The sequence below is a fragment of the Clostridium sp. BJN0013 genome, from assembly GCF_040939125.1.
Lineage (GTDB): Bacteria > Bacillota > Clostridia > Clostridiales > Clostridiaceae > Clostridium_B.
Map to the genome: position 1 here is coordinate 2,035,033 of NZ_CP162495.1, position 16,814 is coordinate 2,051,846.

The window sequence follows — 16,814 nt, forward strand, 5'->3', positions numbered from 1 at the left end:
TTTATTATAATTAAAAACATTATCTAAAATCGAGTAAATAAAATGTCAGAAACTCTTCAGGTATTTGGGGTAATGGGAGGAATCGTGGTGCGTCCCGACAGGGCGCATATTCTAGCAGGTGGAAATCCTGTCAAGGTAAGATTTAGCAAATCGCCTTGTATCGAGTCTTGGAGGTGTTGCGGTAACGTAACATTTTAAGCGTAGACAGAAAGCTAGCGAGGTAGAATTGACTGGGTGGTAATCCAGCAGTGAATGGGATTGAGCTTCGAAAACTTCTTGATGATGTGGCAGAAACGGTCACGGACGTGGAAAGCAATATTTGTTTGTGCGATAAAGCGAGTGCAAATAAACACATCCGGGGTCAGAGACCCTACCTAGCTAAGTATTGAGAATATGAGGAAACTCGGGGAGATCCTGAAAAGATTGAATAACACTGCATCTCCAGGTATTGATAAAGAAAGTTATAAAGTACATTTGGATGAAAATGTGAGTAATTTGCTAATCAAATTAAAGAAAGGTTGGTACAGACCTCAGCCAATAAAAAGACAGTATATACCTAAAGCAGGAAGTGATAAAATGAGATCACTTGGTATTCCTGTTTTAGAAGATAAAATAGTGCAAGGTGCTTTAGTTATTATTCTACAAAGTATTTATGAAGAAGATTTTCTTCCTATATCATTTGGGTTCAGACCCAATAAAAGTTGCCACGATGCATTGAAAAATCTAAGCAATGACATAATGAAGAAAAAAGTTTACAAAGGTAGTAGTTAAACACTGTAATAGAAATCTTCCACTAGGTCCAATATGGGAAAAAGTAAAAGATGAAGACTTAATACTGAAAGTTCTTGATCTTCAATTCTATTTGTTGATATTTCACCACTTTTACCATAAAAAATGAATGAATTAGCTGAGTTCCAATTTTCAACTACATTAAGTCCTTCATGTATCTCTATTCTCAATTCTTCTGAATTAAGGTATCCATCAACAGCTAAACTATATCCAAATTCATAATCTATAGCTGCCTTTTAATTTTTTATAGAAGAATAAAAATTATTTAAAAAATCTATAATATTATTTTTTGACACATACCATTTACTTGATAATACATTATTTTTACTATCACATGATGTAATATATATTTTGTTAGAAAATATAATTAAAGTTTGATAAGCTATTTTTGATGATGGTTTATTTACTATTTTTATTGAATATATATTACCCTCTAAATTATTTTCTGAATCATTTATTTCTGTTAAATTTAAAGAATTTAAAAATTTTAAGATAGTGTTTTTATCAGTACTATTTATAGATTTCATTTCACCTAATTTATATATGTAAATGGTATCTATATTTTTACTTAAAAAATTCTTGGTCGTATTATTTCTATTTATATACATTAAGCATAATAAAATACAAATTATTATACTTAATAAAAAAATTAAAATATATATTTTTTTCATATATACACCTATCAAATAAAATTTTATCATTAGAGGCAATACAAGCCGCCTTGTCATATACTGAAAAGCATATACCATAAAGTAACTAGTAAGCGTTTATTTTATCCAATTTATTGAAGATACTTTACACTTCATAACACAGCTGCTGGTATTAACCCTATTAGGAGTACCTACAACGAAAATCTTTTTACATACTAGTTTATATAGAAAATATAAACCCATATAAAATGTTTCAAACTATACCTATGTCCATTTTTATGTTCTTTTTTAACCATAACTATTTGAAATATAATACAAAAAAATATTAAACATATATATTCATAAAACAGTGATTTAATAGCTGTAACAAGCATAAACATTTCATCTCCAATCATTATAATTTTTAACTTTATAAAATATAACGATTTTAAAACATAAAATACTTCATAAAATGAATAGATTCGTATTCGGATTTTGAGCTTATAAAAACTAACACCATAAAATGTATACCTTAAATGGTGTTAGATGCTAAAGTTGCTCAATTTCCGAAACGAATTATAGGACGAAGCCACGGGGCAGTTACTATGGGGTTTCAATATCCCTCACATATCCTTAAGTTTAATATTTTCTTATATTTTAGCACAGAATTTAGAGTAAAACTGTAAGATACCCCTACAATTGTTGAATTTTCACTTAATCACATATGTACTTTCCCCCTCCCCATAGTTAATAAACTAATAACAATTTCCATAATCTATGCCGTTTTAGAATTTTTATCTGGTGGTCCCGAAATCCTCGGTTCTATTTTCCTCATGGTTACCATTTTGCCACTACAGCATGGACATTTATTTATATCTATTCCTGCAACTTTTAAAATAAACTCTGCTGTTGTTAAATTTAATTTAGCTTTGCTTTCACTCACCGGAGCTTTAAGAATCATCTTACATTTTTTAAGTTTTGTTCTACGGTTGCGATTACTTAAGATTCCATAATGTCTTATCTTAACAAATTTAGGTGGCAGCACATGCATTAAAAATCTACGTATGAATTCTTCAGCTGTAACTGTCATAACTTTTTCTTTATTATTATCCCGGTAATCTCTCCATTTAAAACTCACAAGTCCATTTTCAAGAGCAAGAATTCTGTTGTTTGAAATTGCAACCCTGTGTGTATATCTTCCTAAATATTCAAATACATGTTCACTGCTCTTAAATGGAGCTTTACAATAAACCACCCATTCTTTTTTATACAACTTGTCTAAAAAGCAGTGAAAAACATCCTTGTATTTTAAATCTTCAATACCGACAGTAAATTTTAATTTGGTATTGCTGTAGTATTCTTTTTTAAGATAGTATAAAAATTTTCCGCGAAATTTTGCAGACAGGACCTTAACAGGTATAAAAAAATCTTCCTTGGAATTAATCCACCTTACCCCATCAAAAGATATTCCGCCACCGGTAACTATACAATGAATATGGGGATGATTCATAAGATTTTGTCCCCAAGTATGCAGTATTGTTGTAAAACCTATTTCTGCACCAAGATACTTTGCATCCTTTGAAAGTTCCAGAAGAGTTTCTGATACAGACTTAAACAAAATAGAATACATCTCTTTCTGATTTGTAAGTACCAAAAAATTTAGTTCTTCAGGTATAGTGAATACAACATGAAAATATGGTACTGGTAATAAGTCATTTTTTCTATCTTCAATCCATTTTTCTTTTTTTAATGTCTGGCATTTAGGACAGTGTCTATCTCTACAAGAATTATAAGAAATTTTAATATGGCCGCATTCTTCACATTCATCCATGTGACCGCCTAACTTTGACGTCCTGCATGAGATAATATTCCAAATTACCTTTTTAATGTGGAATGGCAGTTTATATTCTTTCCAGTACTCCCTTAGAACTTGAAGATTTAATTCTGATAAAAGTGAATATCGATCTTTTTTACATTTACCCTGCCTTATAAATATTTGCATATTTTTACTGTCTATATCTGTTACTTTGAGATTGCAAACCTCACTTACTCTTAATCCTGCAGAATAAATTGTCATAAAAATTGCCTTGTGTTTAATATTTGGGGCAGCATCAAAAATAGCTTTTATCCCTTCAGGCGATAATACAACAGGTAACCTTCTACATTCTTTTATTCTCGGGATTTTATTAATATCCCAGGTCCGGTTTAAAACTTTTGTATATAAAATTTTAAGGGCTGTATAAATTGAACCTACAGATCCTTCTGTCAAACATCTTTTTGTGATACAATAGTGTAAATACTCTTGTATTTCTTTTTCACCCAATAAATTAGGTGATTTTTTATGGTATTTTGCAAAATTGCCAACGTGATTAATATAATATTTTGTAGTAATTGGACTGTACCCTTTCAAATCCATATAGATTTTCATTTGTTTTCTTAATTCTGACATGATAACACTCCTCAATTATTTTGATTTTTGTCCTAAAATAATAATAATTGAAGTGTTCATGATAATAAAGTGGTATTTAGATAAAAATAAATACCACTTTTAAAATACATATCTTTAGATTTTACCACAGAAGTTTAAATTACTTACAACGCAGCCACCACTTAATAGTGGTTTCGTTCTAATTTACAATTACGAATTAATACATAACCACCCATATCAAGATTATACTAAACATAGAAAAATAATTAAACCGCAAACTCATTTACATTTTAAGGAATTGAGTTTGCGGTTTATCGTAGCTACCCTAGGATTGACCCAATTACATTAAATGGACAATTATACTCTCATTGGCTCTTCCCATATTAATGCTAATCTTTTATATGAGTACTTCATCATCAACTTACTAATTGAGTGATAAATTGTTGATCGAATTTTCGGACAAGAGATCCATTACAGTTAAGTAAACTAGCCCATTGCCTTCAAGTTTGGGGGAACTTCCCAATGGTAATGTTCTTTTTATTAATTGGGCATAAAGTTCAGCCTCCGTGAGATTTCGTTCGAAGCTTGTATTGACCAGCATTTTTATCAGAGCCAGTGCCCCCGAAACATGAGGTGCAGCCATGGAGGTTCCACTCAACCTAGCATAAGTTCCATTCAAATAGGTTGATAAAATTTCCTCTCCAGGAGCTACTAAATCTATTTCATTGTTAGAATTTGAAAAATCGGAAGAGCGTCTTTGCAAGTCAATTGCACCTACACTTATCACTTCATTATAACAACCGGGATAGTCAAACTCATTTGTTGATTCATCGCCATCACCAGCATTTCCTGCCGCACAAACCACTAGAATGTTGTTGTTGACAGCTTTTTGAATGGCTTCATGTAGTTCAGGAACATCCTCTGGCCCTCCAAGCGACATGGAGATAATATCAGCTTTTTGTTCTATTGCATAGTTAATCCCATTAATAATCCATTCGTATTGACCAGAACCATCTTCATCAAGAACCTTGATAATAAGTAGATTAGCTTCAGGGGCTACCCCTACAATACCAGTATTGTTTTCTATTGCAGCGATGGTTCCTGCAACATGGGTACCATGGCCATTGTAATCCTCGTATACATCGATGTTACCCCCATCATCGTTGGTGAAATTTCTTCCGCCGACAATTCGTTCTTTTAAGTCGGGGTGGGTAGTATCGCAGCCAGTATCCAATACGGCAACTGTGATACCTTTTCCTTTTGTTTGATCCCAGATTTTTGGAGCCTGAATCATTTCCACCCCTTTGGGAACCTCATTGACCTTTTTTAGCTGTTTAATCACTTGAAACGGAATTAAATGTACTTTTCCATCCATTTTTAATCTCCCCCTATAGAATTAAATTAACCCCAATGTTAGTATGCATACTTTGTATAATAAATATAATATGAAGTAATACGTAATTTAATGTCTATTAATTAATTATAACTAAACGTGTAAATTTAAAGGTGAAGAAAAATGAAGAATAGAGCAAATGCATATTTAGGGGCTATGGGGTAATACCAGCAGCTGTGTTATGAAGTGCAAAGTATCTCCAATAAATTGGATAAAATAAATGCACATTTCTCAAAAGGCGTATCAACCGTTGATACGCCTTTTGAGAATATTAATGGCCGTAGTTTTATTACTTTGTCCCTGATGACACGTTCGCTGGTAATACCCCATAAAGTAAAATGTATTTCCAGAAGAATATGCCTGTTTATAATATTCATAAGCAGGATCCATTAGGAGTAATGCATTACCTCCGAGGATGTTATTCATCCATTTATGACTGTAGCATGGTTTCCTAAAATTATATAGTTGTACTCCATCTGAAGTTCTCTGTGTAACTATAGGTACTTGTAAATATCTCCAGTTATAAGATGTTGAGATTTGTATATTTATGCTCTTTTGAGTTGTTGGCAAAACATTTTTTACATCTATTTTTTGTGTACTTAGAATTTTATTTAAATTGTTCTCATCAATTAAATGATTACTACTAATACATGTATCACTTAATTTGATTGTTCCATAGGTATTTTTAGCTATTAGAAATCCTTTAGATAGGATTACTAAAGGATTATCTTATAGTATCTGTTACAGATGCAGCACAGTGTAATTTATACCCTTTATATTTCCCAAGATGAGTACCTTTACCATAATTGACAAACCAATTCTCAATAGTGTTTTTTATTTAGGTAACTATTATGGAGATAAAAATTAAGGAAAAGTAATCTTTCTAAATAATAAATGGATATACTAAAGAAAAACTGTAATATAGTTGGGTTTGGGGTATAGTATTACAAGAGGTGATTAAAATGGAACAACAACTCTGGTGGAAAGAAGCAGTATTTTACGAGATATATGTGAGAAGCTTTATGGATTCTACAGGGGATGGTATAGGGGATTTAAAAGGTATAATTTCAAAATTGGACTATTTAAAGGATTTGGGTATCGATGTGATATGGATTTCTCCCGTGTATAAATCCCCTAATTGTGATAATGGATATGATATCAGCGATTATAGGGATATTTCACCAGAGTTTGGAACATTGGATGATTTTTATGATCTTCTAAAACAAGTTCATATGCGTGATATGAAGCTTATAATTGATTTAGTTATGAATCATACCAGTGATTTACATCCATGGTTTATTGAATCTAGAAGCTGCAGGAATAATTCAAAGAGAAATTTTTATATATGGAAGCAGGGGATAAAAAATAAAGAACCTAATAATTGGAAAAGTATATTTGGAGGCTCTGTTTGGGAATATGACAGAAATACCAAGGAGTATTATTTTCACTTGTTTTCTAAAAATCAACCGGATTTAAACTGGGAAAATAGGGAAATGCGTGAAGAAATATATGATATGATAAATTGGTGGCTTGAAAGAGGCGTAGACGGCTTTAGGATAGACGCCATAAGTCATATTAAGAAAGATGTGCTTGATGAAAAAATGCCTTATGTTAAAGGGGAAAGGTATGTAAATGCCTTTGAGAGATATACTAACGTTCAAGGGATCTTTTATTATTTAAAAGAACTTAAAGAAAAGGCGCTTAATAAATACGATATTGTTACTGTAGGAGAGGCAAATGGGGTTACTGCGGAACAAGCGCCTCTCTGGGTAAATGAAAAAGATGGTATATTTAATATGATATTTCAATTTGAACTTTTGAATTTATTTGAAGCACAATCATATCATAAAGTAAATATATTAGATATAAAAAGAATCCTGTCTAAGTGGCAGAAAGTGCTGGAGAACAAAGGATGGAATGCACTATTTATAGAAAATCATGATGTACCTCGTATTGTTTCTATTTTAGGGGATAATGAGTATTTAAGAGAAAGCGCTACTTGTATTGCAGCCATGTATTTTATGATGAGGGGTACTCCTTTTATATATCAGGGACAAGAAATTGGTATGACCAATATAAAGTTAGAAGATATTGAAGAATATAACGATATAAAAAGCAAAGAATTCTATTACACCAAGATAAAGGAGGGAGTACCTAAAGAAAAAGTAATGAAAATATTAGGATTGTCCTCAAGAGATAATGCAAGAAGTCCCATGCAGTGGAATGATAAAAAGAATGCAGGTTTTACCACAGGTATTCCCTGGTTTAGTGTAAATGAAAATTATAAGAAAATTAATGTGGAAAATCAATTGAAGGATTCCAAGTCCATACTTAATTTTTATAAGAAAATGATTAGTATTAGAAGAGAAAATAAAGTTTTTATCTACGGAAATTACAAAATGATTTTGAAAGATCATATGAGTATATTTGCATATACAAGAACTTTTAAAGGTGAAAAGGCCATTGTAATATGTAATTTAAGTGCGGTTAATGCGTTATATAGATATGATACAATAAAATTAAATTATTCAAATTTTCTATTAGGTAATTATCCCATAGATAAAGAAAAATATGCTACAGAATTTGTATTAAAGCCTTATGAAACTAGAATTTATAAATTAAATTGTTTGGAGGAAGATTCAGTTTGGAAGAAAAATATGTAATAGGAGTTGATTTAGGGGGCACTAAAATAGCTGCTGCTTTAGTGGATTTTAAAGGAGCAATAATATGTAAATATACCTTGCCTACAAAAGCGGAAAAAGGAGAAAAATATATATTAGATAATATAATAAAAATCATAGAAAAAGTAATGAACTTTGGCGGAGTTTGTAGTAAAAAAATAAAATGTATTGGATTAGGAGCTCCGGGTCCTCTTGATATAGACAAAGGAAAAATTATATGTACTCCAAACCTGCCCTTTAAAAATTTTAATATTGTAAGCCCCTTGAAAAATCATTTTAAGATGCCCGTATTTTTAGATAATGATGGTAATGCTGCGGCTATAGGCGAACACACGTTCGGTGCAGGAAAAGGAATTAATAATATGGTGTTTATAACTGTTTCTACGGGGATAGGAGGAGGAGCAATATTAAATGGACAGATATATAGGGGTAATACCAAAAATGCTCTGGAAATAGGACATATGACCTTAGATGCACAGGGTCCGCTTTGCAATTGTGGTAATTTTGGATGTGCAGAAGTAATGGCTTCAGGAACAGCTATAGCTAGAGAAGCAAAAAAAGCAGTAGAGATGGGATATAACACCACACTTGCATTATATAAAAATATAACTTCAAAAGAGGTCTTTAAAGAAGCTCAATTGGGAGATAGTATATCACAAAACATACTAGATACAACTTTAAATTATCTGGGTATATGTGTAGCGAATATAATTACTTGTTTAGATCCGGAAGCTGTGATTATAGGTGGAGGAGTCTCAAAAGGGGGAAAAATCATCTTTGATAAAATAAATGAAGTAGTGAAAAGGAGATGTTTTGATACAGTAAGTAAAAATACAAGGATACTTCCTGCACTTTTAGGAACAGATGCAGGCGTTATAGGAGCTGCAGCACTTGCATTTATAGAAGAAAAATTTTAGTGGTTTTCTTCTATAAATTATGTGGATCAATTTAAAAAAGAACCTCAGTCTCATCTGGAGTTTCATCTGGGTTATCTAGTGGTGCAGTAGGTGAAATAGATGTTCTAATTTCTCCACCAGTTTCTTTTACAATTTTATTTAATTTATCAATATCATCATCCGTAATAAAATCCGCATCCACTATTACTTTATAGCAGATGTTCTCAATCTCTCTGAAACTACCAAAACCGCCCATTATAGGACTTCCAGGATGAGAACTGTATAAGGAATTTCTATAATTTATTATATTTGAAAAGTTCATTTCCGAATCTGAATCCATAGTATTTATGTCTATGTAATTATCATTTAAATCAAGAGCAGTGTTAAAACCATTCAAGTTAAGTTCTTCTACTGCAATATTAGCGTTTTTTATCCCTCTATAGTGAATTTCAATTCTCATTTTTACCATCCTCCTTATGAAATATATAATGTATTTTCCCACTTATTTTAAATAATATTCAATTTCTTAAAGTAGCCTATTTTTGATCACTTACATATTTATATATTGAGGTGATTTTATTGATAGTAGATGCTGTATTTGAAGGTGGGGGAATGAAAGGAATAGGTCTTGTAGGGGCAGTATGTTATTTTGAAAAAATGGGATATAAATGGAATAGATTTGCAGGAACTTCTGCTGGGGCAATAATAGCTGCTCTTTTAGCAGTGGGGTATACAGGGGAAGAATTGAAAGATATCATTATGAATTTGGATGAAAAAATATTTTTCAAGAAGAAAAAAATATGGGAGCTTTCCATGATAAAAAAATCTATCTCATTTTTCAAAGATAAAGGTATATATTCTTCAGATGCTGTGGAGAAATATATAAGACAATTACTGATTAAAAAAGGTAAGATAACTTTTGGAGATATAAGTATAGATGGAAAATCTCCTCTTAAAATAATAGCTTCGGATATAACAAAAAAAACTATGTTGATATTGCCAGATGATTTAAAAAACTATGGAATAGACCCTATGAAATTTGAAATATCCGAGGCAGTGAGAATGAGTATTAGTATACCTTTATATTTTAAACCAGTAAAATTTCATTATAAAGAAGGCTGCAGTTATATAGTTGATGGAGGTATACTTAGTAATTTCCCTATTTGGATATTTGATACGGAAAAAGTTCCAGCCTGGCCTACTATAGGATTTAAACTAGTAGAAAACAGTGTGAGTTATAAAGAATCTAAAAAAACGGATTTTATTTCATATTTATTTGATATAATGGAAACTATGCTTGATAAAAATGAGGAGATATATGTAAAAGACAAATATGCAGTTAGAACTGTTTTTATCCCAACTCTTGGAGTTAAGGCTACTGAGTTTAATATTTCTAAAGAAATGAGATTGAAATTATTTAAATCAGGGTATAATAGTGCAGAACGTTTTCTACATCTATGGGATTTTCAAAATTATATAAGAGATTATGTGGTTAAATAAAAAATTATGTAATGGATTTTAAAAATTAATTAATTTAAGGTAGATTGATGCGAAGTTTGCATCAGTCTATTTTTGTAGAAAATTAATTATAAGTAATTATTAGAATAAGTCCTGAAGGTATATTGCCAATATCGACGAAGCTACTCTTATTAGTGTATTTTTGTCTGTCATTAAATGATAATATTTTACGAATTTTTTAGTTTGGTGACTATATTATCGTATTTCATGTAAATATAAGACGATTATAAAAAATAAATTTTTAAATTCTCCGACAGATTATAGCAATATATTTAAAAATTACATGATATACTATATTCAATATCAAATTATAAAACAAGAGAACTTATAATAGTGAAAAATTATTCACATCATTAGTTCTTAGAGACTCTATAAAAACCTAGGTTGTTAAAATTTGGTATAATTGTGTTTTAATATTAAAAAGATTATACAAACGAAGAATTAATGGAGGGATTAATCTTTTCTTTGGATCTGAATTTAACAGTAAAAAATTTTTAGTAAGAAAAGGAATATTATTTATGATCAAACATTCAAAAAAAACAATTAGTCTTATCTTAGGTGCAGCAATATTAGTTTCAAGTACAATTACATTATCTACAACAACAGTAAAAGCTCAATCTATCCCGCAAACTCAAAGTACAAGTGTAACAAAAATAACAGATATTAGTGAAGCTATAAAACTAATAGAACAACAATTTTTAATCAAAAATTCAGATGGAACAACAACAATAAATGTACAGGCTAGCAAATATATCGATTCAAATATTTTAGAACAAATAGAGAAAGGCTCTGAACAAATAAATTCAAGTATAAAAAATGGAACTCTAATATATGATAAGAAAAGTAATACTCTAAAAAGTAATATTCTAATTAAAAATTCAAGTACAATACAAACGATGAGTACAACAGTAGATGGTACCTATGTTTGGCATTGGTATGGATTTGATTTTGTAATGAATGGTACTAATTCTGGTATTTTTTCTGCTAAATTAGCTCAATATTCTGCTGTTTTGGCAGCTGGAGGTGTTGTAGGGAGTGTAATACCAGGAGTGGCTTTTGTATGTGGTGCTAGTTCTGCAACAATGGCTTATTGGTCAGCTGTGGCAGCAGAAGGGGCTGCAAGTGGTAGAGGGTCTATAGCATATTACCTGGGTGATCCTTCTTGGGCTCAATTAACTCATGTAGACGCTAGATAGTAAGTGTTTTTACTAGCAAAAAGAGTATTTCTACTCTTTTTGCTTTTTTACATAAAGAAAACCACGAGTAAAGAGCAAAATTATAAACTTAGGAATTTTTATATAGTTAATGATATTTTTTGCTGAATAGATTATGATTGATACATTTCAAAATAAAAAAATAGCATATAACTACTCTGCTTAAAATTATGTTACCATTTATAATATAAAAAGTCAGGAGGAAATAAATTTGAAAAGCAAATATTCAATAAATTCAATAATTAGATTTATACTTGGAATATTAGTAATTATATTATCTATAAGTATATTGATAGGTAATTCTAATGCAAAAGTAATAATGATTTCTATGCTTATTTGTTTAGGCATTTTTCAAATTTTTAATGGGATACACTTTTATAAACAAAATAAAAAATCAGATGGAGTATTGTTGATTTTATCCAGTATATTCATTTTTGCTGTTATACTTAAAATTGCAATATTTTAAGTATGTTATTGTATTTAGAATACCACAGGTTTTACCTGTGGTTCCGGAAAGCTTATAGCTATGAGTAGGAAAAAGAAAAACTCCAATATAAAATAGGAGTAGGTTTGCCAACCACTATAGGTGTAATCTTAAGGAAACTATGTGAACAAAAAGGAGTTAAAATTATTGAGGCTAATGCATGTAAAGATCATATACATATGCTTATAAGTATACCACCTAAATTAAGTGTATCGCAGTTTATGGGATATCTTAAAGGAAAAAGCTCACTTATGATTTTTGACAGACATGCAAATTTAAAATATAGATATGGAAATAGACAGTTTTGGTGTAAAGGGTACTATGTTGATACTGTAGGAAGGAATAAAAAAGTCATAGCAGAGTATATAAAAAATCAGATACAGGAAGATTTAGCATACGAATAAATGAGTTTGAAAGAATATATTGACCCGTTTACGGGTGAGACAGTAAAAAAAGGCAAAAAATAAAGCACCTTTTAGGTGCAGCCTGTAAAGGCATATGCGGTTGGCACACCGTTCAGTGTGCGAGTAGCACAGCCAAGTGCGTCCTCCCAATTAAGATAAATATCTAGAGAGTTTACTTAGATATTTATTAGATATTTAAAGGAGGAAAAGGTTGAAAAAGAAAGTACACTTTACTAATAGTATAAGAAGGCATAACAAATAGACCACCTTTCGCTGGTCAAAAAATTGAATATTGAAATAAGTTAAGGTTAAGAAGCTGACTTGATTTTATAACCTTGGAACTGTGCCATTAGTATTGCTTGCTCAACTTGGAAACCCGGACGGATTTTTTCTTTCCTGCACTTTCATTGTTGGTAGGTGTAAGACCAGCCCATGAGCATAAGTGTTTCGCCGAAGGAAAAGCCTCCATGTTGACACCAATCTCTGAAATGACAGTGATTGCAGAGAAAGGATTACTAAACGATGGTGCGGTTAGAATTAGATCGAGTTCTTGCTGATAGGGACTGGCGAGCGCAAGGATCAGTTTTTCTAACTCTGCTTTCCGGGATTCCAAATCCTCAAAATGTCTTTTGATAATCTTTAATTTACCAGCCTGTTCTGGTGTAATAAACTCATCAATGGCGAGCTCCAATTCGGAAATTTTGTTTCTCATAGAGCCATGAATTAAAGGTTCTAAATCAAAAGAAGTATCAAGAGGATTTTCGAGAATCTTATCCAGAATTTTTTTAGAACTTTTACCAAAAGTGTCCGAAACAACGTTTCCCAATTGAATGTTGGGAACCGTGAGACAGTTTTGGAGACGGTTCTTCTCACTGGACATAAAGCAGGTTAGTTTGTAACGATAGCGCATAAGGTCACGAAGCTGACGGATATCGCTAGGCGGCATAAAGCTACCGGCAACAAGATCGCGCTTAAACAGGTCAGCAATCCATTTCGCATCTTTCTTGTCAGTTTTATTACCACGAATAGCCTTAACATATTTAGGATGTGCAAGTACAATAGAACAACCATTTTCTAAAATATTGTAGACTGGAATCCAATACTTACCAGTAGATTCCATGCAAACATCCTTACAATTGGAATCAAGCAGCCATTGTAACAGCTCTTTCAAACCTTTGGTATAGGTAAAAAAGCGATGGCTTTTGTAAGTGGTAACACCACAAGAATTAGTGCTTGCAATGCAAGCAACTACAAAAGTTTTGTGGACATCAATACCACAACATGTTTTATAGATAATTTTTAAAGTCATAGGGACTCCTTTCTGAACTAAAAAGTTCTAAAGAATAATAGGGGAAAACGGCATTGACTGATAGCCTAGCATTTAAACGAGATTGTTTAAACAAAGATAAGGTTACGTGCTCAAAAGACACACTTATTTGTGCTTGAAAAGGCTATCTACACATATAATCATTCGGTCATCTGACAAATCAGACAGCCCACTCACCTCCCCGTGATTTGTAGTATACCGAAATCCCTATGACTTAATAATAGAATAGAAACTCGCTCAAAGCCAGCATTTTTCATCACGTTTTGTGCCTTGAGCGAAGCGAAAGGAATGGATATAATCATGAATATAAGTATAACAAATATTTTAGCAATTCCTATTATAATTAGTTTTATATATATTATTATCCTTATAGGATATTCAATTGTTAAAAATAAAAAATAATAAATTAGCTTGAGGTATCGCCAACATTTGTGACAATATTGGTGATACCCTTAGATTTCTGCAAACACAATGAAACATTTAAAGCAAAATAGGCACAAAAGGACTATGAAAATAAGTAAGATTGATGAACTTTACAAGCAAATTGGCAGACTTACCACTGAAAATCAGTGGATGAAAAAAAATCTGGTTTCTAGCTTTAGCCGTAATGAACGCATTTTCATGATCGATTTTAACTGGAGAGAACTTCCTCTTTCTGTATAGGCTGCTGTATGGCTTAAGAAATATAATAACATGACTGTAAATAGATGAACCAGGGCACATTATTTATCCTTATTTGCTTAAAGGACTTGTACTTAATAGGCCTAACCAGGTCTGGAGCATTGATATCACCTATGTTCCCATACATAAAAGCTGGCTTTATTTAGTTGCAATTATTGACTGGTATTCACGCTTTTTTATAAGCTGGGAAGTAGATGACAACCTTGAGATTCATTTTGTACTGGATGCATGCAAAAATGCCTTAGAACAGGCATGTCCTGAAATTATGAATGGTGACCAGGGCAGTCAGGTGCGACAAGAAGTCGCGTAATACATTGTCGTAAGACTGCCCCATCCATTCGGGGTAACTCTATCGTGACTAGCGTGAATGGTAACGTTTGGGTTAGAAAGCTCACGAGACAATGTGGAAGTTCGAGTAGCCTAAGCTGGGACAACTGCTAGAGTAAGAATGCTATGGAGAACGTAAAGTGAATCATTGTAGGAATCGTTACGCTGGAGAAAGCGAAATAGGCTGAAACGCTTTGACCAAAATGGTAAGGAGTCGAGCAAAGGCCAACTGTTAAACCAATGCGAATGGATAAAGAACTCCCGGTTTAAAGATGACTCCTAAGGCATTTACAATTATGTATTATGTGGAACTTGGTAAACCCTATATGTTCCTCCATCGAGAGGTATCTAACCGTAAGGGGCGAAATGACATAGAGGGCAGAAGAAAAGGATAAAAAGCGAATGCTGATTTTGTAATGAAAACAGATAAGGGTTCAAAATTTGCCCTAATTCGAAAGAGTGCAGACTTATCCTATGGTATTTCTTAGCAGGAAAGGAGTATATATTTATGAATTTTAGTAATTCAACGACGGATAAAACCGAGAGACTAAAAGACACGAAATCACTTGAATTTCAATGGGAAACAATTGACTGGAAACAAGTTGAATTCGATGTTAATAGACTACAAACCCGAATCGCTAAGGCAACAAAAAAAGGGGACAATAATAAAGCCAAAAGATTACAATACTTATTAACCCACTCTTTTTCAGCTAAGGCTTATGCTGTAAGAAAAGTAACAACAAATAAAGGGAAGAATACGTCTGGAGTAGACAAAAAACTATGGTCTACCTCTGCTTCGAAGATGAAAGCTGTGCTTTCACTTACTGACAAAAACTATAAAGCAAAACCTTTAAGACGAGTATACATCGAAAAGAAAGGTAAAAAACAGAAACGTCCATTAGGTATACCAACAATGTATGATAGAGCAATGCAAACATTATATGCACTAGCGCTTGAGCCAATCGCAGAAACAAAAGGTGATTCCATTTCCTTTGGATTCCGCCGTGGACGAAGTGCAAAAGATGCCTGTGAGCAGATATTTTGTGTATTAGCTAGAAAGTGTTCTCCGACATGGATACTTGAAGGCGATATTAAAGGTTGCTTTGATAACATTAACCATGAATGGTTACAAAACAATATACCAATGGATAAAATTATTATGAAGCAGTTCCTAAAATCGGGATATATATATGAAGAAAAGCTGTTCCCAACGGAAACAGGGTCGCCACAAGGCGGTGCAATCTCAAGTATATATGCAAATATGACATTAGATGGACTCGAAAAAGTGATTCAAGATAAATATCATAGAAATTCAAAAGGTAAAATAGAAAATCATTACAGAGCCAAAACTAAAGTGAACTTGATTCGGTATGCTGATGATTTTGTTATTACTGCAAACTCAAAAGAAATTGCTGAAGAACTTAAAACTACTGTTAGTCAATTCCTCCAATCAAGAGGTCTAACACTATCAGAAGAAAAGACTACAATCACACATATCGACAAAGGGTTTGACTTTCTTGGCTGGACATTTAAGAAATACAGTGGGAAATTAATAGTTAAACCTTCTAAAAGTTCTATTAAAAACATAATTAGGAGATGTTCCACAATAATCCTTAAGGAGGGGAAAGCTAGCACCCAATCTGACTTAATAAGAAGGCTTAATCAAGTCATAAGAGGTTGGACAAATTATCACAAACACGTGGTTGCTAGTAAAGCCTTTTCAAATATTAACAACACCCTTTATCACTTACTACAGCAATGGGCAAAACATAGACACCCAAATAAGAACAAATGGTGGAGACTAAATAAATACTGGCATGAAAAAGGTTGGAAAAGATGGCTTTTCAAGACGGACGAGTACAGTCTAATTAATTTGAGACGGATTAAAATCGTCAGATATCCAAAATTGCAGATCATAAAAACACCTTTCTTAGACAAGGACTATTTTGATAAAAGAAAGATAAAACTGCATACATTTGTTGCTGCCTGAAAGGGTGAAGAAATGCTTGAGCCGTATGAGCGGGAAACTCTCACGTACGGTTC

Annotated in this window: 13 protein-coding genes and 3 pseudogenes; 10 read left to right on the top strand and 6 right to left on the bottom strand. The window is 32.2% G+C overall.

All coding sequences use genetic code 11. The features are described 5' to 3' along the window. Positions 1 to 423: 423 nt before the first annotated feature. Positions 424 to 771 carry a hypothetical protein gene (locus AB3K27_RS10430; protein WP_368491119.1) on the top strand — a complete coding sequence of 116 codons (348 nt, stop codon included), beginning with the start codon at positions 424 to 426 and terminating at the stop codon, positions 769 to 771. 44 nt (positions 772 to 815) lie between these two features. Here the strand turns inward: AB3K27_RS10430 and AB3K27_RS10435 are convergent. The 4 genes and pseudogenes from AB3K27_RS10435 to AB3K27_RS10450 all read right to left on the bottom strand — a co-directional run. Next, a pseudogene (locus AB3K27_RS10435) lies at positions 816 to 977 on the bottom strand (Tn3 family transposase); the annotation flags it as partial. 48 nt (positions 978 to 1,025) lie between these two features. After that, complete coding sequence (locus AB3K27_RS10440) at positions 1,026 to 1,316, bottom strand: hypothetical protein (RefSeq protein WP_368491120.1); 291 nt, start codon at positions 1,314 to 1,316, stop codon at positions 1,026 to 1,028. Between the two features lie 877 nt (positions 1,317 to 2,193). After that, complete coding sequence (locus AB3K27_RS10445) at positions 2,194 to 3,867, bottom strand: IS91 family transposase (RefSeq protein WP_368491121.1); 1,674 nt, start codon at positions 3,865 to 3,867, stop codon at positions 2,194 to 2,196. A gap of 403 nt (positions 3,868 to 4,270) precedes the next feature. Then, entirely contained in the window at positions 4,271 to 5,221 is a 951-nt protein-coding gene (locus AB3K27_RS10450; protein ID WP_368491122.1) for a S8 family peptidase, read from the bottom strand. Positions 5,222 to 6,201: 980 nt separating this feature from the next. On the opposite strand from AB3K27_RS10450, the gene AB3K27_RS10455 reads away from it, so the two are divergent. Continuing rightward, positions 6,202 to 7,902 carry an alpha-glucosidase gene (locus AB3K27_RS10455; RefSeq protein WP_368491123.1) on the top strand — a complete coding sequence of 567 codons (1,701 nt, stop codon included), beginning with the start codon at positions 6,202 to 6,204 and terminating at the stop codon, positions 7,900 to 7,902. Further along, entirely contained in the window at positions 7,884 to 8,837 is a 954-nt protein-coding gene (locus AB3K27_RS10460) for an ROK family protein (protein ID WP_368491124.1), read from the top strand. The genes AB3K27_RS10455 and AB3K27_RS10460 overlap by 19 nt, the downstream gene beginning before the upstream one ends. 31 nt (positions 8,838 to 8,868) lie before the next feature. Here the strand turns inward: AB3K27_RS10460 and AB3K27_RS10465 are convergent, their stop codons facing one another. Then, entirely contained in the window at positions 8,869 to 9,276 is a 408-nt protein-coding gene (locus AB3K27_RS10465; RefSeq protein WP_368491125.1) for a hypothetical protein, read from the bottom strand. A 119-nt stretch (positions 9,277 to 9,395) separates the two neighbouring features. Here AB3K27_RS10465 and AB3K27_RS10470 point away from each other — a divergent pair, with 119 nt between their 5' ends. From AB3K27_RS10470 to tnpA, 4 genes and pseudogenes are all read left to right on the top strand, one after another. Further along, complete coding sequence (locus AB3K27_RS10470) at positions 9,396 to 10,316, top strand: patatin-like phospholipase family protein (RefSeq protein ID WP_368491126.1); 921 nt, start codon at positions 9,396 to 9,398, stop codon at positions 10,314 to 10,316. A 536-nt stretch (positions 10,317 to 10,852) separates the two neighbouring features. Continuing rightward, entirely contained in the window at positions 10,853 to 11,530 is a 678-nt protein-coding gene (locus AB3K27_RS10475; protein WP_368491127.1) for a hypothetical protein, read from the top strand. A gap of 229 nt (positions 11,531 to 11,759) precedes the next feature. Then, positions 11,760 to 12,014, top strand: coding sequence for a hypothetical protein (locus AB3K27_RS10480; protein WP_368491128.1), 255 nt, complete (start codon positions 11,760 to 11,762; stop codon positions 12,012 to 12,014). 116 nt (positions 12,015 to 12,130) lie between these two features. Further along, positions 12,131 to 12,499: pseudogene (tnpA, locus tag AB3K27_RS10485) on the top strand (IS200/IS605 family transposase); the annotation flags it as partial. Positions 12,500 to 12,803: 304 nt separating this feature from the next. Here the strand turns inward: tnpA and AB3K27_RS10490 are convergent. Continuing rightward, positions 12,804 to 13,745, bottom strand: a pseudogene (locus tag AB3K27_RS10490) (IS110 family transposase); the annotation flags it as partial. A 489-nt stretch (positions 13,746 to 14,234) separates the two neighbouring features. Between AB3K27_RS10490 and AB3K27_RS10495 the strand changes: the two are divergent. The 3 genes from AB3K27_RS10495 (at position 14,235) to ltrA (ending at position 16,761) form a co-directional block, all read left to right on the top strand. Beyond that, on the top strand, positions 14,235 to 14,426 hold the full coding sequence (locus AB3K27_RS10495) for a hypothetical protein (protein ID WP_368491129.1): 192 nt from the start codon (positions 14,235 to 14,237) through the stop codon (positions 14,424 to 14,426). Positions 14,427 to 14,499: 73 nt separating this feature from the next. After that, positions 14,500 to 14,754 (top strand): DDE-type integrase/transposase/recombinase, encoded by a 255-nt coding sequence (locus AB3K27_RS10500; RefSeq protein WP_368491130.1) that lies wholly within the window; start codon positions 14,500 to 14,502, stop codon positions 14,752 to 14,754. Between the two features lie 525 nt (positions 14,755 to 15,279). Continuing rightward, positions 15,280 to 16,761, top strand: coding sequence for a group II intron reverse transcriptase/maturase (ltrA, locus tag AB3K27_RS10505; RefSeq protein WP_368488991.1), 1,482 nt, complete (start codon positions 15,280 to 15,282; stop codon positions 16,759 to 16,761). Positions 16,762 to 16,814 lie beyond the last annotated feature (53 nt).